Below are 24,701 nucleotides of genomic sequence, written 5' to 3' on the forward strand. Positions count from 1 at the left end.
GGGTCTTTTTTCACGAGATAGTTTTTTCTGACTTTGGCGTGCTATAATGGTAATAGAAAGAGCAAAGGTGGGTAAGTCAAAGATGAATTGTACGATTAGAAATATGATTAAGTCTGATATTGAATCCTTATCTCATGGATTTATGAATCAAGGTTGGCCTGATAGAGAGGAAATTTTGGCTAGATATTTTCTGGAACAGGAAAGTGGGGAGAGAGAAGTCTTAGTTGCAGAGATTGATGGTGCTGTAGCGGGCTACGTTACCATTTTGCCCTCTGCTAAACATGGTCCTTTTGCAGAAGTCTATCCAGAATTATCAGATTTTAATGTGTTTGAGCCTTTTCGAAATCAAGGGATTGGGAATCAACTGCTAGAAGAAGCAGAAAAACGAGTCAAGTTTGTTTCGAGTAAGGTCACTCTTGGTGTAGGTTTGCACTTAGGCTATGGCCCTGCCCAGAGATTGTATATCAGACGGGGCTACATTCCAGATGGGACAGGTGTCTGGTATCGAAATCAACCCTTGGAAATGAATGCGACTAGCCAAAATAATGATGATTTGGTTTTGTATCTAGTAAAGGAATTCGGATAAGAGACAAGGATTTTATTGGGGATGTGGGATTCCTCTACTTTATGGTATAATGGAAAGAGTGAATTGAAGGAGGTAATGAGATGGATGCGAAATTAAGATATAAGGCAAAGAAGATCAAGATTGTCTTTTTTGATATTGATGATACATTGCGGAATTCAAAGACAGGTTTTATTCCGGCTTCAATCCCAACGGTTTTTAAGCAATTACGTGAGAAAGGAATTTTGACAGGTATTGCTTCTGGACGGGGGATTTTTGGTGTCGTTCCAGAGATTCGTGAGCTCAAGCCTGACTTTTTTGTAACCTTAAATGGTGCCTATATTGAGGATAAAAAAGGCAATGTGATTGATAGTAACAAAATCTCTAAAGATAAGGTTGAAAGCTATATTGCTTGGACTAAGGAAGTGGGGATTGACTATGGTTTAGTTGGTAGTCATACTGCTAAACTCTCCACTAGAACTGAGTTGATTAGTGAGGCCATTGATCCAATTTATCCCGACTTAGATGTAGATCCAGATTTTTATGAAAAAGAAGACATCTATCAGATGTGGACTTTTGAAGATAAGGGAGATGACCTGACTTTGCCTGAAAGTTTAGCATCGACTTTGCGTATGGTACGCTGGCATGAACATTCGTCAGATGTTGTACCAATTTCAGGTTCAAAAGCAGCTGGTGTAGCAAAAGTTGTAGAACATTTAGGTCTTAAACCTGAGAACGTCATGGTTTTTGGGGACGGACTCAACGATTTAGAGCTCTTTGATTATGCAGGTATTAGTGTTGCTATGGGAATTTCTCATGACGAAATCAAAGAAAAAGCAGATTATATTACAAAAACATTAGAAGAAGATGGCATTTTTGATGCCTTAGAAGGATTTGGTATGGTAGAAAAAGAATTACATTTGCCACAAGTAGATATTGAAACAGCGGAAGGTCCGATTGCGACTATTAAAACAAATCATGGAGATATGCGTATTAAGCTTTTCCCTGAACATGCACCAAAAACAGTAGCCAACTTTATCGCTCTGTCAAAAGATGGTTACTATGACGGGGTCATTTTCCACCGTATTATTAAAGACTTTATGATTCAAGGTGGAGATCCAACTGGAACTGGTATGGGTGGCGAATCAATCTATGGTGAGTCATTTGAAGACGAATTTTCAGAGAAACTTTACAATATCCGCGGAGCCCTTTCTATGGCTAATGCTGGACCAAATACAAACGGTAGCCAGTTCTTTATCGTGCAAAATCAACACTTGCCATACTCTAAGAAAGAAATTGCTCGTGGTGGTTGGCCAGAACCAATTGCGGAAATTTATGCGGAACAAGGTGGAACTCCTCACCTTGATCGTCGTCACACAGTTTTTGGACAGCTTGCAGATGAAGCTTCTTATGAAGTTCTGGATGCAATTGCAGGTGTAGAAACAGGTGCAATGGACAAGCCAGTTGAAGATGTCGTTATCGAAACGATTGAAATCGAGGACTAAGATGAAAATAGGTGATAAGCTAACAGGGCGAATTACAGGGATTCAGTCTTATGGAGCCTTTGTGGAGCTAGAGACTGGTATCACAGGTTTGATTCATATTTCTGAAATTCGCACAGGATTTATTGAGAATATCTATGATGTACTGAAAATCGGTGAAGAAGTTCAAGTTCAGGTTGTCGATTTGGACGAATATACAGGGAAAGCAAGTCTTTCTATTCGGACTTTGGAAGAAGAGAAACATCAGTTACCGAGACGGAGACGTTTTTCAAGTGACCGTGTCAAATACGGCTTTGCTCCTTTGGCTCGCATGATGCCTATCTGGACCAAGGAAGCTATCTCTAATTTAAATAAGAAAAATTCCTAATTGATCCTTCTTTTTTGAAATGTTAATATAGTTTGATATAATAGAATTATGGTAGAAGAATTATTAAAATCAGGAGAGAGAATCAATCAACTCTTCTCTACAGATATCAAGATTATTCAAAATAGAGAGGTTTTCAGCTATTCGGTGGATAGTGTACTTTTGTCACGTTTTCCTCGCTTTCCTAAAAATGGCTTGATAGTGGATTTTTGTGCAGGTAATGGAGCTGTTGGACTTTTTGCCAGTAGTCGTACCAAGGCTAAAATTCTATCTGTAGAAATTCAGGAACGTCTCGCTGATATGGCTGAACGGTCAGTTCGTTTAAATAGCTTGGAAGAGCAGATGCAGGTCATTTGCGATGATTTGAAGAACATGCCTAGCTACATTCAGGGGAGCAAGGTTGATTTGATTTTGTGTAATCCGCCTTATTTTAAGGTAGATCCAAATTCTAATCTGAACGAGAGTGAGCACTACTTGTTGGCTCGGCATGAAATTACGACCAATCTTAAGGAAATCTGCCGTAGTGCCCAAAGTATTCTCAAATCCAATGGGCGTTTAGCCATGGTTCACCGTCCTGATCGTTTGTTAGATATTTTAGAAACGCTTCAACAACACAATTTGGCTCCAAAACGTCTGCAATTTGTCTACCCTAAACGGGAGAAGGAAGCCAATATGCTTTTGATCGAGGCTATTAAGGACGGCTCCACTAGTGGTTTTAAGGTTCTGCCACCACTCATTGTTCATAATGATGATGGTTCCTATACTCCAGAAATTCAAGAAATCTATTATGGATCATAAAGCTTATATGTATGTAGTTGAGTGTCGGGATGGTTCCTACTATACTGGTTATACAACGGATGTCAAAAAAAGAATAGCTGTTCACAATAGTGGTAAGGGAGCCAAATATACACGAGCTCGCTTGCCGGTAAAACTTATCTATGCTCAAGGTTTCGAAAGTAAAGAAGAAGCCATGTCAGCCGAAGCTCTTTTTAAACGCAAGACACGTCCGCAGAAAATAAACTATCTAAAGGACAATCAAGATAAGAATTTAGCCAATATTTTCGAGATTTAGTGAGAGTGGGACAGAAATCGTTAATTCGTTAGAATTCGATTTCGTCGTCCCACCTCCGCACAATTGAGTAGGGCTGTAAAAGATGATGATACTCTTCGAAAATCAAATTCAAACCACGTCAGCTTCGACTTGCCGTACTCAAGTACAGTCTGTGGCTCGCTTCCTAGTCTGCTCTTTGATTTTCATTGAGTATGAAATCAGCGTAGTAGAGCCCACTCAATCACTGCGTCTTGCTCGACAATCCAAAGACAATTGAGAGGCTAGGACTTTTGTCCCAGCCTCTTACTTTTGTCAAAAATTGAAAAAAATGCTACAATAGAGTGAATAAAGAAACGAGGTATAATCATGTCTAAGATTCTAGTATTTGGTCACCAAAATCCAGATTCAGATGCCATCGGGTCATCTGTAGCCTTTGCTTATCTTGCAAAAGAAGCTTATGGCTTGGATACAGAAGCAGTAGCTCTTGGGACTCCAAATGAAGAAACAGCCTATGTATTGAACTATTTTGGTGTAGAAGCACCACGTGTTATCACATCTGCTAAAGCAGAAGGGGCAGTGCAAGTTATCTTGACGGACCACAATGAATTCCAACAGTCAGTTTCAGATATTGCTGAAGTAGAAGTTTACGGTGTGGTAGATCACCACCGTGTGGCTAACTTTGAAACTGCAAGCCCACTTTACATGCGTTTGGAACCAGTTGGATCAGCATCTTCTATTGTTTACCGTATGTTCAAAGAGCATGGTGTAGCTGTGCCAAAAGAAATTGCAGGTTTGATGCTTTCAGGTTTGATTTCAGATACCCTTCTTTTGAAATCTCCAACAACTCACCCATCTGATAAAGTGATTGCGCCTGAATTGGCTGAATTGGCTGGCGTGAACTTGGAAGAATACGGTCTTGCTATGCTCAAAGCTGGTACCAACTTGGCAAGCAAATCTGCAGAAGAATTGATCGACATCGATGCTAAGACTTTTGAACTCAACGGAAACAATGTCCGTGTGGCTCAAGTGAATACAGTTGATATTGCTGAAGTATTGGAACGCCAAGCTGAAATCGAAGCTGCCATCCAAGCCGCAAATGCAGCTAACGGCTACTCTGACTTTGTCTTGATGATTACAGACATCGTCAACTCAAACTCAGAAATTTTGGCTCTTGGTTCTAATATGGACAAGGTAGAAGCAGCCTTCAACTTCAAACTTGAAAACAACCACGCTTTCCTTCCAGGTGCTGTTTCACGTAAGAAACAAGTGGTACCACAATTGACTGAAAGCTTTAATGGGTAATATTTAAGAAATATTTGGAACTGTTAATTTGACTATTTATAGAAGGTGATAGCATGATGAGATTGATTGAAGGGCTACGCTTTTTGGTTGAGGTTGTGGCAATCCTTGGTCTTTTCTCCGTATCTGTAATACAAATTTCTTGGCTGGAAAAATTCCTATTTTTTCTTCTAGCAGTTCTATTAATCTTATTTTGGGCGCGATATATGGCTCCAAAATCTCCACATGCTTTTAAAAAATGGCGTCGCCTCGTTGCTGAGACATCGATTTTTATTTTAGTTAGTGGTAGTTTTTGGTATTTGTATGGATTGCAAATAGGAATCCTCTACTTAGCTCTGTCTTTTGTAAGTTTAGTGCTACTTTATTATTTTCAGCTAGAGTGATTCTTGGAATATAGTTAATGAATTATTTAAATGGTAATTTTTTAACTAGAGATTGACACGAGAAAACTATGTTTTCTATATAGCTAAAGGAGTTTCGGCTCCTTTTTTGCTAGGAGAGAAGTATGTTAGAAAATGGCGATTTGATTTTTGTGAGAGATGATTCGGATATAGGACAGGCCATCCAGGAATCTACTGGTCACTATAGCCATGTGGCCATCTTTTTGGACGGACAGGTTTATCATGCAACGGTTGAAGGAGGTGTCATTGCACAATTACCTGAAGATTTCTTTGAACACGGGAAAGTATATGACCTCTATAGCTATCCGAAAATCGATAGCAAAGAAGTCAAGAAGCTGGCAGAGAGCCTTTTTGGAGACCCCTACAATGCTTCCTTTTATCCAGATAGGGATGGTTTCTATTGTTCCCAGTATATAGCAGAAATTCTCCCTATTTTTGAGACCATTCCCATGAAGTTTGGGGATAATACACAGGAAATCAGTGATTTCTGGAGAGAATATTATCGAGATTTGGGGCTTCCTGTACCTCTGAATCAGCCTGGCACCAATCCCAGTCAATTAGCAACATCTCATCTTTTAGTTTGTAAAGAAAGGAATCTTCATGATTCAGATTTTTAATCCATCACGTTTGACACGACAAGCATTTTTTAAAGACTTGGTTGACTATCTTGACCAGCATGATGAAGTTATCCTCCGCGAAATCAAGGCTCAGTTTCCAGAGGTTCCAGTTGACAAGTATTTGGAGGAATATATTAAAGCGGGTTTGATTTTGAGAGAAAATAAACGCTATTATCTCAATCTCCCATTTCTAGAATCTACAGAATCTCTTGAACTAGACCAAGAAATCTTTGTGAGAGATGATAGTCCAATCTATCAAGAAATCCTGGAGAAAGATTTTCAGACCGAATTGCGCAATCAAACCAATGCAGCTATCTTAGAAGAGCATACAGATTTTGCAAGAGAAAAGATGACCTTGTCTAATTACTTTTATAAGGTCAAACACCAGTATCCACTGACGGAAGAACAGCAGGCGCTCTACGGAATTTTAGGGGATGTCAATCCTGAGTATGCCCTCAAGTACATGACTACCTTTTTACTCAAGTTCCTCAAAAAAGATCAACTCATGCAGAAACGACGTGATATCTTTGTTGATAGTTTAGTCTTATTAGGTTACATCCTTCAAAATGAAGATGGGAAATACGAGTTAGCTGTAGAATTTGACAAAGAAAGACTCATATTTATAAAAAAATAAAGGCTAGGAAATTTCCTAGCCTTCTTTTAATTTATTATAGATAACGTTCAGCGATGGCTGCATCTCCAGGGTAGTCTTCCTTCTTGCCTTGGACGATTTGGTAGCAGTCTGCTCCTTTACCAGCGATAATCACAGCGTCCAGTTCTTGACTTGTAACAGACATAGCAGCCTTGATAGCTTGCTCGCGATCGACAATCTTTTCTACAGGATGGTTGATATAACTACTGATTTCATCTGCAATATCCAGTGGATCTTCATAGTTTGGATCATCAGCTGTTAGAAAGACTTGAATTTCAGGATGTTGATCGAGGAGAAGTCCGAAGTCCTTACGACGGCTTTCTCCCTTGTTTCCAGTTGAACCAAGTACTAAAGCAATCTTTCCAGTTTGATGAGTTTCAACGACAGAAATAAGTTTTTTAAGACTGTCACCATTGTGGGCGTAGTCGATGAAAACTTTTGCACCATTTTTCTGAGTGAGAACTTCCATACGACCAGGTACGCGAGTAGTCGCAATCCCTTTTTTGATGTCTTCAAGACTAGCACCTAGACGAAGACAAGCAAGTCCTGCAGCAACAGCATTCTCTTGGTTGAAATGTCCAATTAGTTGGATGTCATAATCTCCTGCTAATTTACCAGTAGCTGAGAAGTTAAAGGCTTTGGAGTTTTCAATCTGGTTATTTGACTGGCTACCGTAGAAGTCATGCTCTTGGTTCACAACTTGTTCTTTCAGAATAGAGAAGTGGTCCATATCGCTATTAATGACAACTGCTCGGCTATTTTTCATTAAGAGGCGTTTATGATAGAAGTAATCTTCAAAAGTCGGATGTTCAATAGGACCAATATGGTCTGGTGTGATGTTGAGAAAAACTCCCACGTCGAAAGTTAAACCATACACTCGATTTACCAGATATGCTTGGCTGGAAACTTCCATTACCAGATGAGTTCTACCATTTTTAACCGCTTGAGCCATCATATCAAAGAGATCAATATTTTCAGGTGTTGAGAAGGAAGATTTGAAGAAAGTTTTGCCGTCTAAAGTTGTATTCATTGTCGATAAGAGGGCTGTTGGGTAGCGTTGGGACAAGATATGATAGGCAAAGTAAGCCGCTGTTGTTTTTCCTTTAGTGCCAGTGAAAGCAAGGATTTTCAGTTTCTCCTGAGGGTTGCCATAAAATTCCATGGCAATCAAACTCATGGCCTTTTTGATATTGTTAACAACAATAACAGGAATACCAACTTCATAATCCTGTTCAGCCACGTACCAATTAAGCCCTTGTGCGATAGCTGAAAATAGATATTCTTTTTTAAAGGCAGCTCCTTTTGCAAAAAATAGAGTATTTTCTTTGGTTGTTCGGCTATCGTAACTGATGCTGTCAAAAATAACATCGTTGTAGTTGTAGTGGTAATGTCCTTGGTCGATAATCTCACGGAAGAGACCATCTTTCTTTAAAATATCTAATATAGTTTCAATCTTTATCATACTTTCTATTGTAAACCGAAAGTCTGAATTTTACAAGTAACAAGGAAAAGTTTATAATGGAATATAAGGAACATTTCCTAGTTATTAAAATTGAATGAGGAAGTTATGTCTAACGAAAATAATCATCAGCAGGCCCAGATGTTACGCGGAACTGCCTGGCTAACGGCTAGTAACTTTATCAGTCGCCTGCTTGGGGCCATTTACATCATCCCTTGGTATATCTGGATGGGGACTTATGCTGCTAAGGCTAATGGTCTCTTTACTATGGGTTACAATATCTATGCTTGGTTCTTGTTGATTTCGACAGCAGGTATCCCTGTGGCAGTCGCAAAGCAAGTTGCCAAGTATAATACCATGCATGAGGAAGAACATAGTTTTGCCCTGATTCGGAGTTTCCTAGGCTTTATGACAGGACTTGGTGTGATCTTTGCTTTAATCTTGTATCTCTTTGCCCCTTGGTTAGCAGACCTTTCGGGTGTTGGTAAGGAGCTCATCCCCATTATGCAAAGTCTAGCTTGGGCGGTCTTGATTTTCCCATCCATGAGTGTGATTCGTGGATTTTTCCAAGGGATGAATAATCTTAAGCCTTATGCCATGAGCCAAATCGCTGAACAGGTCATTCGTGTTATCTGGATGCTCTTAGCAACCTTTATCATCATGAAGCTGGGTTCAAAAGATTATATATCAGCAGTTACCCAGTCTACCTTTGCGGCCTTTGTGGGAATGGTAGCTAGTTTTGCAGTCTTGATCTATTTCCTATACAAAGAAGGAATGCTTCAAAAAGTTTTTGAAACTCGAGATAAGATTGATAGTAAAGGTCTCTTGATTGATACCATTAAGGAAGCTATTCCTTTTATCTTGACTGGTTCGGCTATTCAGCTTTTCCAAATCTTGGACCAAAATACCTTTATCAATAGCATGAAGTGGTTTACCAACTATAGTAATGAAGACTTAATTGTCATGTTTTCTTATTTCTCTGCCAATCCTAATAAAATTACTATGATTTTGATTTCGGTTGGAGTTTCGATCGGTAGTGTAGGATTACCACTTTTAACTGAGAACTATGTTAAGGGTGATTTGCAGGCAGCTGCTCGGTTGGTGCAAGATAGTATCACCATGCTCTTCTTATTCTTACTTCCAGCAACTGTTGGAGTAGTCATGGTTGGAGAACCTCTCTATACAGTCTTTTACGGTAAGCCAGATAGTTTGGCTATGGGCTTGTTTGTCTTTGCAGTTTTACAGTCAACCATTCTTGGTTTGTACATGGTCTTGTCCCCTATGCTTCAAGCTATGTTCCGTAACCGTAAAGCAGTCTTGTATTTTGTTTATGGCTCAATTGCTAAGATTGTTTTACAATTACCATCGATAGCGATTTTCCATAGTTATGGTCCTTTAATTTCAACGACAATTGGTCTCATCATTCCAAATGTCTTGATGTACCGAGATATCTGTGAGGTGACAGGTGCACGTCGAAAGATTATTCTGAAGCGAACAATCTTAGTTACTATTTTGACTTTAGTCATGTTTATTCTGGTAGGCTTCTTACAATGGATGATTGGCTTTGTCTTCCAACCATCAGGTCGTTTCTGGAGTTTCCTTTACGTTCTTCTAATCGGAACAATCGGTGGTGGTCTCTACGGAGTCATGTGTCTCTATACTCGTCTCTTGGATAAGGTTATTGGACAGGCAAAAGCGGACCAGTTGCGAGAACGCTTGAAAATATCATAATAGTTTATAAATAAAATGAACAATTTGAACTTTCAACTCTAAAAAAGTTTAAATTGTTCATTTTTTATTTAAAAAATAGTATAAAATATAAAATTAGTAGAAAAAAATCTATAATTTAGTAAAAAATAGATAAAATTGCTTGACTAAAAAAAACAATAGCTGTATAATGATACAAATATTTAAATTTGGAGGTTCTGGAAATGAAAAAGTCTAAGGCAAAATATCTGACGCTGGCAGGCCTTGCCCTAAGTGCCGGTCTACTATTGGCGGCTTGTAGCAACTCAGCTAGTTCAACTAAAACATACAACTATGTCTATTCTAGCGATCCGTCTAGTTTGAACTATCTTGCAGAAAACCGTGCAACAACCAATGACATCGTTACCAATTTGGTAGATGGGTTGATGGAAAATGACCAATACGGTAACTACGTTCCATCCTTAGCAGAGGATTGGAGTGTTTCTCAGGACGGTTTGACATACACTTATAAACTTCGTAAAGATGCTAAGTGGTATACCTCTGAAGGTGAAGAATATGCTCCAGTAACTGCCCAAGATTTTGTAACTGGTTTGAAATATGCTGCTGATAAAAAATCCGAAGCTTTGTACCTGGTTCAAGATTCTGTAGCAGGTTTGGATGACTATATCAACGGTAAAACAACTGACTTTTCAACTGTCGGTGTTAAGGCGATTGACGATCAAACAGTTCAGTACACTTTGACACGACCAGAATCTTATTGGAATTCTAAAACAACATCAACCATTCTCTTCCCTGTCAATGCAGACTTCCTGAAATCAAAAGGGGATGATTTTGGTAAGGTGGATCCTTCTAGTATTTTGTACAATGGACCTTTCTTGATGAAATCCTTTGTTTCAAAATCTGTCATCGAATTCAAGAAAAATCCCAACTACTGGGATGAAAAAAATGTCTTTGTGGATGATGTGAAATTGGCCTATTATGATGGTAGTGACCAAGATGCACTAGCTCGTAACTTTGTAGAAGGAGTCTACAGCTACGCACGTCTCTATCCAAATAGCTCAAGCTTTGAAGGAATTAAAGAGAAGAACAAAGATAACATCATTTATAGTATGCAAACCGCAACTTCTTATTACTTGAACTTCAACTTGGACAGAAAATCTTATAACTTCACGTCTAAATCCTCAGATATCGAAAAGAAATCAACTCAAGAAGCAGTTCTGAATAAAAACTTCCGTCAAGCCTTCAACTATGCATACAACCGTACAGCCTATGGAGCTCAATCTCAAGGGGAAGACGGAGCAACGAAGATTATTCGTAACCTGGTTGTACCTCCTACATTTGTAACCATCAACGGGAAAGACTTTGGAGATGTTGTTTCAGAAAAGATGGTCAACTATGGCCAAGAATGGCAAGGAATCAACTTTGCAGATGCACAAGACCCATACTACAATCCTGATAAAGCTAAGGCTAAATTTGCGGAAGCCAAGAAAGAATTGGAAGCTAAGGGTGTGCAGTTCCCAATCCACTTGGATGTATCAGTTGACCAATCAGCTAAAAAAGGTGTACTTGAAGCAAGTTCTTTGAAACAATCCATCGAATCTGTTCTAGGGGCTGAGAATGTGGTTATCGATATTCAACAATTATCAACAGACGACTTCGATAACTCTAGCTACCTCGCTCAAACCGCAGCTCAAAAGGATTTTGATATTTATAATGGTGGTTGGAGTGCGGACTACTTGGATCCATCAAGCTATCTAGATATCCTAAATGTTAATAATGGGGGGATGTTGCAAAACATTGGTCTAGAACCAGGTGAGGTCAATGACAAGGCTAAGGCAGTTGGACTGGATACTTACACTCAAATGTTAGAAGAAGCGAACAAGGAGCAAGACCCAGCGAAACGTTATGAAAAATATGCTGAAGTTCAAGCTTGGCTCGTCGATAGCGCCCTTGCAATTCCAAACGTTTCCCTTGGTGGAACACCTACCTTGAGAAAAACAGTTCCATTCTCATCGCCATTCTCACAAGCTGGAAATAAGGGTGTCGAATCATACAAGTATCTCAAGTTGCAAGATAAGACGGTGACAACTGCTGAGTACGAAAAAGCTAAAGAAAAATGGCTAAAAGAAAAAGAAGAATCTAACAAAAAAGCCCAAGAAGAATTAGCTAAACACGTTAAATAATCAGTCAGTGCAACAGGAAAAACGATAGTTTCTCAGGAAGCTATCGTTTTTGTATAGTTTGAAACTATAACTAGCTCTTGAAAACAAGAAAACGAAGGATACAAAATAAGTGGTACAATAGTTACTATAGATTTGGAGGTATTGTATGAGTAAATCATTTCACATCAACACAATTTTAGCACAAGCAGGGATCAAGTCTGATGAAGCAACAGGTGCTTTGGTTACACCAATTCACTTTTCAACGACTTATCAGCACCCAGAATTTGGTCAATCAACTGGATTTGACTATACCCGCACCAAAAACCCAACTCGTAGCAAGGCAGAGGAAGTCTTAGCAGCTATTGAATCAGCCCGCTATGCTCTAGCAACTAGTTCAGGTATGTCTGCGATTGTGTTGGCCTTTAGTATCTTTCCAGTAGGAAGTAAAGTCTTAGCTGTTCGTGACCTTTACGGTGGTTCTTTCCGCTGGTTCAATCAAGTGGAACTGGAAGGTCGTTTCCACTTTACCTATGCCAACACAGAAGAAGAGTTGATTGCTGAGCTAGAAAAGGATGTGGATGTACTCTATATCGAAACGCCAACCAACCCTTTGATGTTGGAATTTGATATTGAAAAATTGTCAACATTAGCTCATGCTAAGGGTGCTAAAGTTGTCGTCGACAATACCTTCTATAGCCCGATTTACCAACGTCCAATTGAAGATGGAGCAGATATTGTCCTGCATTCAGCGACAAAATACCTTGCAGGTCATAATGATGTTCTAGCTGGTGTAGTTGTGACAGATAATGCTGATTTGTACGAAAAACTCTTTTACAATCTCAACACGACAGGGGCTGTTTTGTCACCATTTGATAGTTATCAATTGATTCGTGGTCTTAAAACCTTGTCACTTCGCATGGAGCGCTCAACAGCTAATGCTCAAGAGATTGTATCCTTTTTGGAACAATCACCTGCTGTCAAAGAAGTCTTGTATACAGGTCGTGGGGGAATGATTTCCTTTAAAGTGGCAGATGAAAAACGAATCCCTCATATCTTGAATACTTTGAAAGTATTCTCTTTTGCTGAAAGTTTGGGTGGTGTAGAAAGTCTAATTACATATCCAACCACTCAAACCCATGCTGACATTCCTGCAGAGGTTCGTCATTCTTATGGTCTAACAGACGATCTCTTGCGCTTGTCTATTGGTATTGAGGATGCAAGAGACTTGATTGAAGATTTAAGACAGGCCTTGGAAGGATAAAACTATGGGAAAATATGATTTTACGACCTTGCCCAATCGTTTTGGACATCATACCTATAAGTGGAAAGAAGCAGAGACTGACCGTCAAGTATTGCCTGCCTGGATTGCTGATATGGACTTTGAGGTGTTACCTGAGATTCGTCAGACAGTCCATGACTATGCAGAGCAATTAGTCTATGGCTATACCTATGCTAGTGATGGTTTGATTGAAGCCGTTCAAGACTGGGAAGAAAAACACCATGGCTATCGCTTTGATAAGGATGCTCTAGTCTTTATCGAAGGGGTAGTACCAGCTATTTCAACAGCCATTCAAGCCTTTACCAAGGAAGGCCAAGCAGTGCTCATTAACACACCAGTATATCCTCCTTTTGCTCGCAGTATTAAGCTCAATAATCGTAGACTAATCACCAACTCTCTAGTAGAAAAAGACGGACTTTTTGAGATTGACTTTGATCAATTAGAGAAAGACTTTGTTGAAGAGGATGTGAAACTTTACGTTCTCTGCAACCCTCATAATCCTGGTGGACGTGTTTGGGAGAAGGAAGTCTTAGAGAAGATTGGACAACTTTGTCAAAAACATGGAGTTTTGTTGGTGTCTGATGAGATTCACCAAGATTTGGCCTTGTTTGGGAACAAGCACCAGTCATTCAATACGGTAAATGAAGATTTTAAAGAATTTTCACTGATTTTAAGCAGCGCTACCAAGACCTTCAACATTGCTGGAACAAAGAATTCCTATGCTATCATCGAGAATCCTAAGTTAAGACTTGCTTTCCAAAAGCGCCAGCTGGCTAATAATCAACATGAAATCTCAGGGTTGGGATATTTGGCAACAGAAGCAGCCTATCGCTCTGGTGAAGATTGGTTAACAGAACTCAAAGAACTGATTGAGAAACACATCAATTATGTAGTTGATTTGTTTGGGAAAGAAACTAAAATTAAGGTCATGAAACCTCAAGGGACCTATCTCATTTGGCTTGATTTTTCAGCCTACGATATTAGTGATGAAGAATTAAGAAGCCTTTTAAGAGACGAAGCCAAGGTTATCCTGAACAGAGGCTTGGACTTTGGTGAAGAAGGAGCCCTCCACGCTCGCTTAAATGTAGCTATGCCGACATCTGTCTTGGAAGAAGTTTGCCAACGAATCATTGCTACTTTCGCTAAATTTTAACAAGCTAGCCTTTTAGGAGAAAAGTACTCCTAGAAGGCTATTTTCGTAAGAAGAAATGTGGTATAATTAAGAGATAAAGTAAAGGGGAAAATATGGCTAAATTGATTCCAGGGAAGCTTCGAATGGAGGGAGCTCAACTCTACGAAACTAGTCAGATTGAAATTATCAAAGAGAAAGATCATCGCCTCTATGCGCGTGTAGCAGATGAAGAAATTCGCTATAGCTTAGATGATGATTTGGTTTTTTGTGCTTGTGATTTTTTCCAAAAAAGAGGGTTCTGTGTGCATTTGGCAGCACTAGAGCATTACCTGAAAAATAATCACATTGGTCAGGAACTCTTGGGAAATCTGGAAAATGTGCACGAACAGAAAGAAGAAGTTGAAACTCAGGTTACTTTTGGAGGAAAGTTTTTAGAATCCATTCAAATTCCTAGTCTTTCTGAAATCTATCAGTTGTCTGCTCAAGGGCAGATTGAAGCAGGGACTAATCGCATTATTTGGACTTTGAGAGTCGGTCTTATCCAGACACAGAAATTTTATGTAATCCGAGATATTCCCCTTTTTCTGAAGGTTTTAGAAACTAGTAAACCCTATATGATTGGAAAGTTATATGAAACTTCCTTGAATATTCGTCAGTTTGATGAAAGTAGCCAATTTGTTCTGAATTTCCTTCAGGGAATTGTAGAAGATGAGGTTGAAAATGCCCTCTTTTTCCAAAATCAAGGTCGTCATCTCTATTTCCCGCTGTCTTTTTTTGAGCAGGGTGTTAGTCTGCTGATGGGCTTAGATGAATTCCAATTTGACCATCAGATTTCAAGCTATCCTTATCTTGTATTTCAAGATTTTGATGGTCAAGCAGGCTTATTTACCTTTCAAATTGAAGAAAAATCCAACTATTATGAGATGGAAATTTTTCAACAGGTAGGGCTTAATTCGTTTTATAAGGGACAAGTCTTGTTTACTAAAGGTACATTTTATCTTCTGTCTAAAGAACAAGCTAGACTTATAGAAAAATTAAAAAAAGTATCTATCGATAAAAGTGGTAGAAAGATTTTACAATTTGATACCAGTGATCGAGATCTTTTAGCTTCGACCTTGTCGCAGTTTAAAGACATAGGAGAGGTAAAAGTCCCTGATGCGCTCCAAATTCAGTCTTTCCGTCCTTCTTTCTACATGGAAGGAGAAGAGGACGGTTCTATTCGCTTGGATATGCAGTTTCAGTATGAAACTTGCTTAGTAAGGAATCGTAATGAACTAGAGAGTCTTCCTTTTGCTAGTGATATTCAACTGGAGAAGCAAATCTTTCAATTGGCTCTATCTGCTGGATTTGAAGCAGATTTTCGTTCTTGGCGTCAAAGTTTGAAAGCTGATGCAGTCCATGCCTTTTTCCAGGAAGTTTTGCCAGCCTTTGCAGTACTTGGAGAATTAAAGATTTCTGAAAACTTGCAAGACCTTTATCAGGTTCAGAAGCCTCAAGTTCACATCTCATCCAAGGGAAGCCTATTAGAAATTCAATTTGATTTTCAAAATATAGATCAAGAAGAAATCGATCGAGCGATGAAAGCGCTAGTTGAGAAGCAGGATTATTACATCAGCTCTTCGAATCAGGTTTACTATTTCGATGATCATACCAAGCGTATCCGTCAGGATTTAGAAGAATTAGGGATAGAGGACCTACAAGATGGAGCTTTTCGAGCTCGTAAATCCCTAGCTTATACCCTATCTCATCTATTTAAGGACCAGGATCAAATTTCTTTCACCGAAGAATTTCGTAATCTGGCCCATGATTTGACGCATCCAGAAGATTTTCCGATGAAAGAGCTGAATATCCAAGCAGATCTTAGAGACTATCAGAAAAAGGGAATTCAGTGGCTTCAAATGCTCCACCATTATGGCTTTGGTGGGATTTTAGCAGATGATATGGGGCTTGGGAAGACTTTGCAAACCATCGCCTTTTTAAGTAGTCAGGTTCAAGCAGATACTAGTGTCCTAATCCTTGCTCCATCTGGCTTAATCTATAACTGGGCTGATGAATTTCAAAAGTTTGCTCCAGATTTGGATGTCGTGGTCGTGCATGGCTTAAAATCTCATCGAGAGTCAATTTTGGCAGAAAATCATCAGATTTATGTGACAAGCTATGCTACTTTCCGTCAAGATAGTGAAATTTATCGAGACCTATCTTTTGATTTTCTTTTTCTAGATGAAGCTCAAGTGATGAAAAATGCACAAACGAAGATTGCTCAAAGTTTACGACGATTTGTGGTTCCATCTGTCTTTGCACTATCAGGAACACCGATTGAAAACCATCTGGGAGAACTCTGGTCGATTTTTCAGATTGTCTTACCAGGCCTCTTACCTGCTAAGAAGGAGTTTATGAAACTATCAACCGAGAGAGTGGCTCAATTTATCAAACCCTTTGTCATGAGACGTAAGAAAGAAGAGGTTTTGACAGAGTTGCCTGACTTGATTGAAGTTGTTTATAAGAATGAACTGGAGGATCAACAAAAAGCTATCTATCTTGCTCAACTGCAACAGATACAGGAACGTTTGGGACAGGTAAGCGATTCGGAATTTCAACGAAATCGCGTCGAAATTTTGACTGGACTCATGCGTCTGCGTCAGATTTGTGATACGCCTTCGCTCTTTATGGAGGACTACCAAGGAGAGAGCGGGAAGCTGGATAGTTTACGAGATTTGCTGGTTCAGATTGCTGAAGGTGGACACCGTGTACTTATCTTCTCACAATTTAGAGGTATGTTGGATCGGATTGAGCAAGAGCTGCCTGACTTAGGCTTGAATTCCTTTAAAATTACAGGTTCAACACCTTCACAAGAACGTCAAGAGATGACCAAAGCCTTTAATCAAGGTGAGCGCGATGTATTTTTAATTTCCCTAAAGGCTGGCGGGGTCGGTCTCAATCTCACTGGTGCGGATACAGTCATTTTAGTAGACTTATGGTGGAATCCTGCAGTTGAATCACAGGCTATCGGTCGCGCCCATCGTATGGGGCAAGAACAAGCTGTTGAAGTTTATCGCCTTGTGACTCGAGGTACAATTGAAGAAAAGATTCAAGAATTACAAGAGAAAAAGAAAAATCTTGTTTCTGAAATCTTGGATGGAACAGAGTCTCGAGGAAGTTTGAGTCTAGCTGAAATACGAGAAATTTTAGGGATTTCATGAGCCTATACTTGAAAAATCAAGACATTACGCTATAATGGAGTATTGAAAGGAAATAAATATGACACAAAAACGATTTCCAATAGTGGCAGATGATGAAGTCATGTTGACGGAAATGCCAGTTATGAATCTTTACGATGAGTCTGATTTCATCAGTAATATCAAAGGTGATTATCAAGATAAAAACTACTTAGAATGGTCTCCAATCACTGAAGAAAAAAAGCAAGAGAAAGCCAAGCCTCTTGTAAAACCGATTGAGAAAAAAGAAAAATCCTATGCTGAATTAGCGCGTGAAGAAGCGCGCGCGGATTTGAAAAAGAAGCGCTCGGCTCGATATTTGACTCAGGATGTAAGTCATACGAGACGTCAAACGAAACCAAGCCAGGTGCGTCCAGCAAATCAACCGACAGCACCTTTTCAAAAAGAAAATCCAGGAGAATTTGCGAAATATAGTCAGAAGTTAGGTCAATCTCACTATATTTTGGCAGAAACAGTTTCTCAAGTGGAACCTCCAATTTCAGACGGTGAAACAAGTCGTTCCAAGAAAAACAATTATGACTTTTTAAAGAAAAGCCAAATTTATAACAAAAAAAGTAAACAAAAAGAACAAGAACGTCAAGTTGCCCAAGAGCTTAACTTGACTAGAATGAGCGAATAAAGGGGAAGAAAATGGCAAAAACCTATCATTTTATCGGAATCAAAGGATCAGGTATGAGTGCCTTGGCTTTGATGTTGCATCAAATGGGGCACAAGGTGCAAGGTTCTGATGTTGAAAAGTACTACTTTACCCAACGTGGACTAGAGCAAGCAGGGATTACAATCTTACCTTTTGATGAGAAGAACTTACAAGGGGATATGGAGATTATCGCTGGGAATGCCTTCCGTCCAGATAATAACGTTGAAATTGCCTATGCAGATCAACAGGGCTTGAGCTATAAACGTTATCATGAGTTTCTCGGTAGCTTTATGCGTGATTTTATCAGCATGGGAGTTGCTGGAGCCCACGGTAAGACTTCAACAACTGGGATGCTTTCTCACGTCTTGTCACACATCACTGATACAAGTTACTTGATTGGAGATGGTACAGGTCGTGGATCTGAAAATGCCAAGTATTTTGTCTTTGAATCAGACGAGTATGAGCGTCATTTCATGCCATATCACCCAGAATATTCTATTATTACGAACATTGACTTTGACCACCCAGACTACTTCACAAGCTTGGAAGACGTCTTCAACGCCTTCAATGATTATGCCAAACAAATTACCAAAGGTTTATTTGTCTACGGTGAAGATGCTGAGTTGCGTAAGATTACGGCTAATGCTCCAATTTATTATTACGGTTTTGAAGCAGAAGGTAATGACTTTGTAGCCAGCGATTTACTTCGTTCTACAACAGGTTCAACCTTTACCGTTCACTTCCGAGGTCAAGAGTTGGGCCAATTCCACATTCCAACTTTCGGCCGTCACAATATCATGAATGCCACTGCAGTAATTGGTTTGCTTTATACTGCTGGCTTTGACTTGAATTTGGTGCGTGAACATTTGAAGACTTTTGGTGGAGTGAAACGTCGCTTTACAGAAAAGATTGTCAATGATACGGTTATCATCGATGATTTTGCTCACCATCCAACTGAAATCGTAGCGACTCTTGATGCTGCACGTCAAAAATACCCAAGCAAGGAAATCGTGGCTATCTTCCAACCGCATACTTTTACTCGTACAATCGCCTTGTTGGATGATTTTGCCCAAGCCTTGAATCAGGCTGATGCGGTTTACCTAGCACAAATCTACGGTTCAGCTCGTGAGGTGGACCATGGTGATGTCAAAGTAGAAGACCTTGCAAGTAAGATTAATAAGAAAAATCAAGTAATCACAGTTGAAAATGTTTCTCCACTTCTAGACCATGACAATGCTGTCTATGTCTTTATGGGAGCTGGTGACATCCAAACTTATGAATACTCATTTGAGCGTCTCTTGTCAAACTTGACTAGCAATGTTCAATAAGGAATATCATGGAATTTTCAATCACTATTCGGGAGGTTCAGCCATCAGATTTAGAGTCAATCTGGCTGATAGGAGAAAGCAACTCTGACTCCCAAGATGAAATTAGTATAGAAATGATAAAAGAGCGTATCCGCAACCATGCGGGTACGTTTCTGCTAGCCAGCCTTAATGAAGAAATCATTGGTTATATCATTGGTGACGAACTCACTAAGTTCACTCAAAGTGATTCTAGGAAGCAGCTTGAAGCAGCAATTCCTGACACGAATGATTTTATCACTATTTTAGATCTCGCCGTCCATCCTGATTATCAAGGACAAGGATTTGGGACCTTATTGTTGGGAGCTATGAAGGAGTATACTTTTCAGAAAAATAGCCAAGGTCTCTATTTGCTGTCTAGGGATGAATTGCTGGCTTACTTTGAGATGAATGGATTTCTTGACCGAGGTTTAGCTGATGTGCCAACTAGTAGTGAAACTTATTTTCATATGTTTTGGGCAAATCCCTATTTTCAGGAGGAAAGATGATTATTAGACAAGCAAGGCTTACAGACCTTGATCGTATCCTAGAGATTGAGTTGGAAAATTTCTCTGCTGAGGAAGCTATTCCAAGATCTGTCTTTGAAGCTCATCTGAAGGAAATTAAGACCAGTTTCTTAGTGGCTGAAAAGGAGGGACGAATCCTTGGTTACGTTGAAGGACCAGTAATCCCTCATCGATATTTACAAGACCAGTCCTTTACAGAAGACATTAAAGATTATAGCCATCAAAAAGGTGGCTATATCTCTGTGACTTGTCTATCCATTGCTAAGAAAGCTCAAGCTTTAGGTGTCGGACGAAAATTATTGACCGCCTTAAAAGAGCTCGCTCTTGAGCATGAGCGTGAGGGAATCAATCTAACCTGCCATGACTATCTCATTGGATATTATGAAAAACATGGTTTTGTAAATGAAGGAAAATCCAAGTCGACTTTTGCTGGTGAAGAATGGTATGATATGGTCTGGGAAAACACGAATTAGGCATTAGAAAGGCATCTATGGTTGCTTTTCTTTAGTTTTTAAGATATAATATTATGGATTATCAAGAAGGAGGTAATACCTTTGAGCGAAAATTCAAGAGAAGAAGAAAAGTTAAGTTTTAAAGAACAAATTTTAAGAGACTTAGAAAGATTGAAAAGAGAAGAAGAGCTTAGCGCTACCGAGAGTGGTAAGGATGTGCTTTTCTCTGATTTTAGTACTCTTTCAAAGACAGATGAACTAGTGAAAGAGCCGTCTGTAGAAGACTTGATGGAAGATTCAGTTTCACTAGTGGATGAACTATTTGCTAATGCTCCAACAGTTCCACCACGTCCATCTTTATTATCAGAAAAACCTGTTGAACCAGCTGTAGTTCCAGAAAAAGTTACGCCTGCAGAACCAGCTGTGGCTCCAGAAAAAGTTACACCTGCAGAACCAGCAGAAGTTACACCTACAGAATCCGCAGTAGCTACAGAACCAGTAGTACCTACTGTAGATCGAGTTGAATCTCATGTACCTGCTCAGCCGGTTCAAGAAGAGAAAGAGTTCAATGCTAATTCGACAAGGATTCCAGTTTCTTATCGTACGAATCAGGCCAAACCAAGTCCTGCTCGAAAGAATATTAAACCTCAACCGAAACCAACAGTTCTTGCAAAAGAAACTCCAAGTCAAGAACCAGTTGCTCCAGTTGAAACTAGACCTGAACTTCCTAGAAGAAGTCGTAAAGAATCAGTGAAACCAATCAAGAAAAAGAAAAAATCACGCTTGAAAGGATTTTTCGTAACAGTATTTGTTTTATTGATTTTACTAGGTGCGGGTGGATTCTTCGGTTACCGTTATGTCGAATCTGCACTTCAACCAGTTGATGCAAATTCAAAACAGTATGTCACTGTTCAGATTCCAGATGGGGCCAATCTTCAGCAAATTGGTGACACCTTAGAAAAATCTGAATTGGTAAAACACGGTTTTATCTTTAGCCTTTATGCTAAGTATAAAGACTACAATGATTTGAAATCTGGTTACTATAATTTGCAGAAGAGCATGAGTACAGATGATATCATCAAAGAATTGCAAAAGGGTGGAACTCCTCAACCTCAAGAGGTTGCACTTGCAAATCTTACAATCCCTGAGGGTTATACTATTGATCAAATCGCACAAACAGTTGGTCAGCTTCAAGGAGAGTTTAAAGAACCTTTGACTGCTGATGCCTTCTTGGCAAAAGTTCAAGATGAAACCTTCATCTCTCAATTAGTTGCTAAGTATCCAACCCTTCTCGGAAGTCTACCAACTAAAGAAAGTGGTGTTCGTTACCGTTTAGAAGGTTATCTTTTCCCAGCAACTTATGCTATCAAAGAAAGCACAACTATTGAAAGCTTGATTGATGAAATGGTGGCAACTATGGACAAAAACTTGTCAGCACATTACACTGCAATCAAAGAAAAGAACTTGACAGTGAATGAACTCCTCACCATCGCATCACTTGTGGAAAAAGAAGGATTGAAAACTGACGATCGCAAACTGATCGCTGGAGTCTTCTATAATCGTTTGAACCTTGGTATGCCACTTCAAAGTAACATTGCTATTCTCTATGCAGAAGGTAAGCTAGGACAAAATATTAGCTTGGCAGATGATGCAGCAATTGATACAACAATCAATTCACCGTATAATGATTATATGAACCTTGGCTTAATGCCTGGCCCAGTAGACAGTCCAAGTCTGGATGCAATTGAAGCAAGTATCAATCAAACTAAGAGCGACTATCTCTACTTTGTAGCCAACGTACAAGATGGTAAGGTTTACTTTGCAACGACACGAGAAGAACATGATCGAAACGTTGCAGAGCATGTCAACAGTAAACTGACACAATCAAGCAGTTCAAACTAACTCTTAGAACAAGATTTGCGATTAAATCCGTGAATGTAGAAGAGAAACTATCTTTTTACGGGAATAGCAAGTCACACCAGTCTTTCCGCTATGATTAGAAACGCCTGAAATTCACAAGTTTTAGGCGTTCGGAAATTACGAAAGTAAAAACCTACCTCTTATTTGAACCTGAGTCTAGCAGTGATAGAATCATTCGGTTTAGGCACAGATTTTAAAAGGTCGATACTGACTAAAATCATTTAAGGAAAGCTTTAAAAAGACTTTGTCTTCATTGTAAAATTATGTGGTTTACCACATAATTTTGCTTTACTACCTAAAGAAATATAAATTTAATCAAAAGAAAGTTGAGAAAAATGGCAGAAAAAACATATCCGATGACCCTTGAAGAAAAGGAAAAACTCGAAAAAGAATTAGAAGAGTTGAAACTAGTTCGTCGTCCAGAAGTTGTAGAACGCATCAAGATTGCGCGTTCATACGGTGACTTGTCAGAAAATAGTGAGTATGAAGCAGCTAAGGACGAGCAAGCCTTCGTTGAAGGACAAATCTCTAGCTTGGAAACAAAAATCCGTTATGCTGAGATTGTCAATAGCGATGCAGTTGCTCAAGATGAAGTTGCTATCGGGAAAACAGTCACTATCCAAGAAATTGGTGAAGACGACGAAGAAGTATATATCATCGTGGGATCAGCGGGTGCAGATGCCTTTGCAGGTAAAGTATCAAATGAAAGCCCAATTGGGCAAGCCTTGATTGGTAAGAAAACAGGTGATACTGTTACGATTGAAACACCTGTAGGAAGCTATGATGTTAAAATCTTAAAAGTAGAAAAAACAGTTTAATAGGAATGAAAAGAAGGAGTAGATATGGGGAAAGCGCTTCCTATCACTCCTTTTCTTCATTCTAAAAACTAGAGGAGACTATATGAATTCAGAAAATAAGCACAAAAAGAAAAATAAAATGGAACGTGGGTTAACCAATCGCCATGTTCAGGTTATGGCGATTGCAGGAACAATTGGAACAGGACTTTTTCTAGGAGCTGGACGTTCAATTAGTTTGACAGGTCCGTCAATCGTCTTGGTCTATATGATTACAGGTGGCTTTATGTATCTTATGATGCGTGCTATCGGGGAAATGTTGTACCAAGATCCGGAGCAACATACCTTTATCAACTTTATCACCCGTTATCTAGGTCAGGGTTGGGGTTACTTCTCAGTCTGGTCTTACTGGCTCTCAGTAGTCTTTATCGGTATGGCTGAGATTACAGCTATTGCTCACTATGTTCAGTTTTGGTTTCCATCCTGGTCATCTTGGTTGATTCAGGTTGTATTTCTGACAATACTCGGCTTGGTGAACTTGATTGCCGTTAAAATCTTTGGTGAAGTAGAATTTTGGTTTGCTATGATCAAAATCGTGGCCATTCTCGCTATGATTGCAACAGGGGTCTTTCTTGTTTTGACTGGCTTTGAAACTCCATATGGTTCAGCAAGTCTCGCTAATATTAGTGAGCAGTTCTCACTTTTCCCAAATGGTGCTATGAACTTTGTCATGGCCTTCCAGATGGTTTTCTTTGCATACTTAATGATTGAATTTATCGGTGTTACCACATCTGAAACCAAGGATCCAAGAAAAGTCTTGCCTAAGGCTGTTAAGGAAATTCCCTTGCGAATTATCTTTTTCTACGGTGGAGCTCTCTTAGCAATCATGTCTATTATTCCTTGGCGTGAGCTTTCTGCAGCGGATTCACCATTTGTAACGGTATTTGAACTTGTTGGTCTTAAGTGGGCGGCAGCTTTAATTAACTTTGTAGTTTTGACTTCAGCTGCATCAGCCTTGAATTCAACCCTTTACTCAACAGGTCGTCATTTGTACCAAATTGCCCATGATTCACCAAATCGTTTCTTGAAAGCTATTAAGGCAGATACACTCTCACGTCACAACGTTCCTCAGAATGCTATCATTGCTTCTGCAGTATTGATTGGTTTTGCAGCCTTCATCAATGTTCTTCCAGGCGTATCAGATGCCTTTGCTTTGATTACAGCTTCTTCATCAGGTGTTTACATCGCCATCTACATCTTGATCATGGTAGCCCATCTCAAATATCGTAAGTCTAAAGACTTTATGTCAGATGGCTATCTCATGCCTCGATATCGCTTGCTAAATCCTCTAACTATGCTATTCTTTATCTTTGTATTTGGAACTCTCTTCTTACAAGAATCGACTGTAATGGGAGCTAGGGGTTCAGCGATCTGGATTGTCGCTTTTGGTATTTATAGCCAATGGAAATTTAGAAAATAAGGGCTCTTTGTCAACTGTAGTGGGTTGAATAAAAGCTAACATCTGGAGAGGACAATCGTTGTCCTCTCCATTTTTATATTCAGAGCGATGAAAATTCGTTTCTTAAAGTTGTCAAAGTTCCTAAA

Annotated in this window: 22 protein-coding genes; 21 read left to right on the forward strand and 1 reads right to left on the reverse strand. The window is 39.3% G+C overall.

What is annotated here, in order from left to right:
* The first annotated feature begins 82 nt into the window (after positions 1-82).
* The 9 genes from QM867_RS05335 to QM867_RS05375 all read left to right on the forward strand — a co-directional run bounded on the left by QM867_RS05335 (position 83) and on the right by QM867_RS05375 (position 6,430).
* Positions 83-586 (forward strand): GNAT family N-acetyltransferase, encoded by a 504-nt coding sequence (locus tag QM867_RS05335; RefSeq protein ID WP_414315287.1) that lies wholly within the window; start codon positions 83-85, stop codon positions 584-586.
* Between the two features lie 80 nt (positions 587-666).
* A complete protein-coding gene (locus QM867_RS05340; protein ID WP_414315288.1) occupies positions 667-2,067 on the forward strand; it encodes a bifunctional Cof-type HAD-IIB family hydrolase/peptidylprolyl isomerase in 1,401 nt (466 codons plus the stop codon).
* A 1-nt stretch (position 2,068) separates the two neighbouring features.
* Positions 2,069-2,431 carry a S1 RNA-binding domain-containing protein gene (locus tag QM867_RS05345; RefSeq protein ID WP_281334780.1) on the forward strand — a complete coding sequence of 121 codons (363 nt, stop codon included), beginning with the start codon at positions 2,069-2,071 and terminating at the stop codon, positions 2,429-2,431.
* A gap of 45 nt (positions 2,432-2,476) precedes the next feature.
* Complete coding sequence (locus tag QM867_RS05350) at positions 2,477-3,226, forward strand: tRNA1(Val) (adenine(37)-N6)-methyltransferase (protein ID WP_316108249.1); 750 nt, start codon at positions 2,477-2,479, stop codon at positions 3,224-3,226.
* Positions 3,216-3,500 carry a GIY-YIG nuclease family protein gene (locus QM867_RS05355; protein WP_223339064.1) on the forward strand — a complete coding sequence of 95 codons (285 nt, stop codon included), beginning with the start codon at positions 3,216-3,218 and terminating at the stop codon, positions 3,498-3,500. Before QM867_RS05350 ends, QM867_RS05355 begins: the two co-directional genes overlap by 11 nt.
* Positions 3,501-3,845: 345 nt before the next feature.
* Positions 3,846-4,781, forward strand: a complete 936-nt coding sequence (locus QM867_RS05360) for a manganese-dependent inorganic pyrophosphatase (RefSeq protein WP_414273153.1) — start codon at positions 3,846-3,848, stop codon at positions 4,779-4,781.
* Positions 4,782-4,834: 53 nt separating this feature from the next.
* Positions 4,835-5,161: a DUF2568 domain-containing protein gene (locus QM867_RS05365; RefSeq protein ID WP_414273154.1), complete on the forward strand. Its 327-nt coding sequence runs from the start codon at positions 4,835-4,837 to the stop codon at positions 5,159-5,161.
* Positions 5,162-5,283: 122 nt separating this feature from the next.
* Positions 5,284-5,796, forward strand: a complete 513-nt coding sequence (locus tag QM867_RS05370; protein ID WP_414273155.1) for a YiiX/YebB-like N1pC/P60 family cysteine hydrolase — start codon at positions 5,284-5,286, stop codon at positions 5,794-5,796.
* The gene (locus QM867_RS05375; protein WP_414273156.1) at positions 5,780-6,430 is read left to right on the forward strand and encodes a DUF1803 domain-containing protein; all 651 of its coding nucleotides are present in this window, start codon (positions 5,780-5,782) and stop codon (positions 6,428-6,430) included. The genes QM867_RS05370 and QM867_RS05375 overlap by 17 nt, the downstream gene beginning before the upstream one ends.
* A gap of 34 nt (positions 6,431-6,464) precedes the next feature.
* Here the strand turns inward: QM867_RS05375 and QM867_RS05380 are convergent, their stop codons facing one another.
* On the reverse strand, positions 6,465-7,910 hold the full coding sequence (locus QM867_RS05380) for a UDP-N-acetylmuramoyl-L-alanyl-D-glutamate--L-lysine ligase (RefSeq protein ID WP_414273157.1): 1,446 nt from the start codon (positions 7,908-7,910) through the stop codon (positions 6,465-6,467).
* Positions 7,911-8,015: 105 nt separating this feature from the next.
* Here QM867_RS05380 and QM867_RS05385 point away from each other — a divergent pair, with 105 nt between their 5' ends.
* From QM867_RS05385 to QM867_RS05440, 12 genes are all read left to right on the forward strand, one after another.
* Positions 8,016-9,638, forward strand: a complete 1,623-nt coding sequence (locus QM867_RS05385; protein ID WP_414284447.1) for a putative polysaccharide biosynthesis protein — start codon at positions 8,016-8,018, stop codon at positions 9,636-9,638.
* A 200-nt stretch (positions 9,639-9,838) separates the two neighbouring features.
* Positions 9,839-11,797, forward strand: a complete 1,959-nt coding sequence (locus tag QM867_RS05390; RefSeq protein ID WP_414315289.1) for a peptide ABC transporter substrate-binding protein — start codon at positions 9,839-9,841, stop codon at positions 11,795-11,797.
* Positions 11,798-11,942: 145 nt separating this feature from the next.
* Positions 11,943-13,037 (forward strand): cystathionine gamma-synthase, encoded by a 1,095-nt coding sequence (locus tag QM867_RS05395; protein WP_414315290.1) that lies wholly within the window; start codon positions 11,943-11,945, stop codon positions 13,035-13,037.
* A gap of 4 nt (positions 13,038-13,041) precedes the next feature.
* A complete protein-coding gene (locus QM867_RS05400; protein ID WP_414315291.1) occupies positions 13,042-14,208 on the forward strand; it encodes a MalY/PatB family protein in 1,167 nt (388 codons plus the stop codon).
* Positions 14,209-14,300: 92 nt separating this feature from the next.
* On the forward strand, positions 14,301-17,387 hold the full coding sequence (locus QM867_RS05405) for a DEAD/DEAH box helicase (protein ID WP_414315292.1): 3,087 nt from the start codon (positions 14,301-14,303) through the stop codon (positions 17,385-17,387).
* Positions 17,388-17,445: 58 nt separating this feature from the next.
* Positions 17,446-18,042 (forward strand): cystathionine gamma-synthase, encoded by a 597-nt coding sequence (locus QM867_RS05410; protein WP_414315293.1) that lies wholly within the window; start codon positions 17,446-17,448, stop codon positions 18,040-18,042.
* Between the two features lie 11 nt (positions 18,043-18,053).
* Positions 18,054-19,388, forward strand: coding sequence for a UDP-N-acetylmuramate--L-alanine ligase (gene murC, locus QM867_RS05415; RefSeq protein WP_414315294.1), 1,335 nt, complete (start codon positions 18,054-18,056; stop codon positions 19,386-19,388).
* Positions 19,389-19,396: 8 nt separating this feature from the next.
* A complete protein-coding gene (locus QM867_RS05420; RefSeq protein ID WP_414315295.1) occupies positions 19,397-19,912 on the forward strand; it encodes a GNAT family N-acetyltransferase in 516 nt (171 codons plus the stop codon).
* Positions 19,909-20,403, forward strand: a complete 495-nt coding sequence (locus QM867_RS05425) for an N-acetyltransferase family protein (RefSeq protein ID WP_414315296.1) — start codon at positions 19,909-19,911, stop codon at positions 20,401-20,403. The genes QM867_RS05420 and QM867_RS05425 overlap by 4 nt, the downstream gene beginning before the upstream one ends.
* 75 nt (positions 20,404-20,478) lie before the next feature.
* The gene (gene mltG / locus QM867_RS05430) at positions 20,479-22,284 is read left to right on the forward strand and encodes an endolytic transglycosylase MltG (RefSeq protein ID WP_414315299.1); all 1,806 of its coding nucleotides are present in this window, start codon (positions 20,479-20,481) and stop codon (positions 22,282-22,284) included.
* A gap of 353 nt (positions 22,285-22,637) precedes the next feature.
* Positions 22,638-23,120, forward strand: coding sequence for a transcription elongation factor GreA (gene greA / locus QM867_RS05435; RefSeq protein ID WP_315639624.1), 483 nt, complete (start codon positions 22,638-22,640; stop codon positions 23,118-23,120).
* An 82-nt stretch (positions 23,121-23,202) separates the two neighbouring features.
* On the forward strand, positions 23,203-24,576 hold the full coding sequence (locus tag QM867_RS05440) for an amino acid permease (RefSeq protein ID WP_414315297.1): 1,374 nt from the start codon (positions 23,203-23,205) through the stop codon (positions 24,574-24,576).
* The last annotated feature ends 125 nt before the right edge of the window (positions 24,577-24,701 follow it).

The organism is Streptococcus infantis (assembly GCF_047463635.1).
Lineage (GTDB): Bacteria > Bacillota > Bacilli > Lactobacillales > Streptococcaceae > Streptococcus > Streptococcus infantis_W.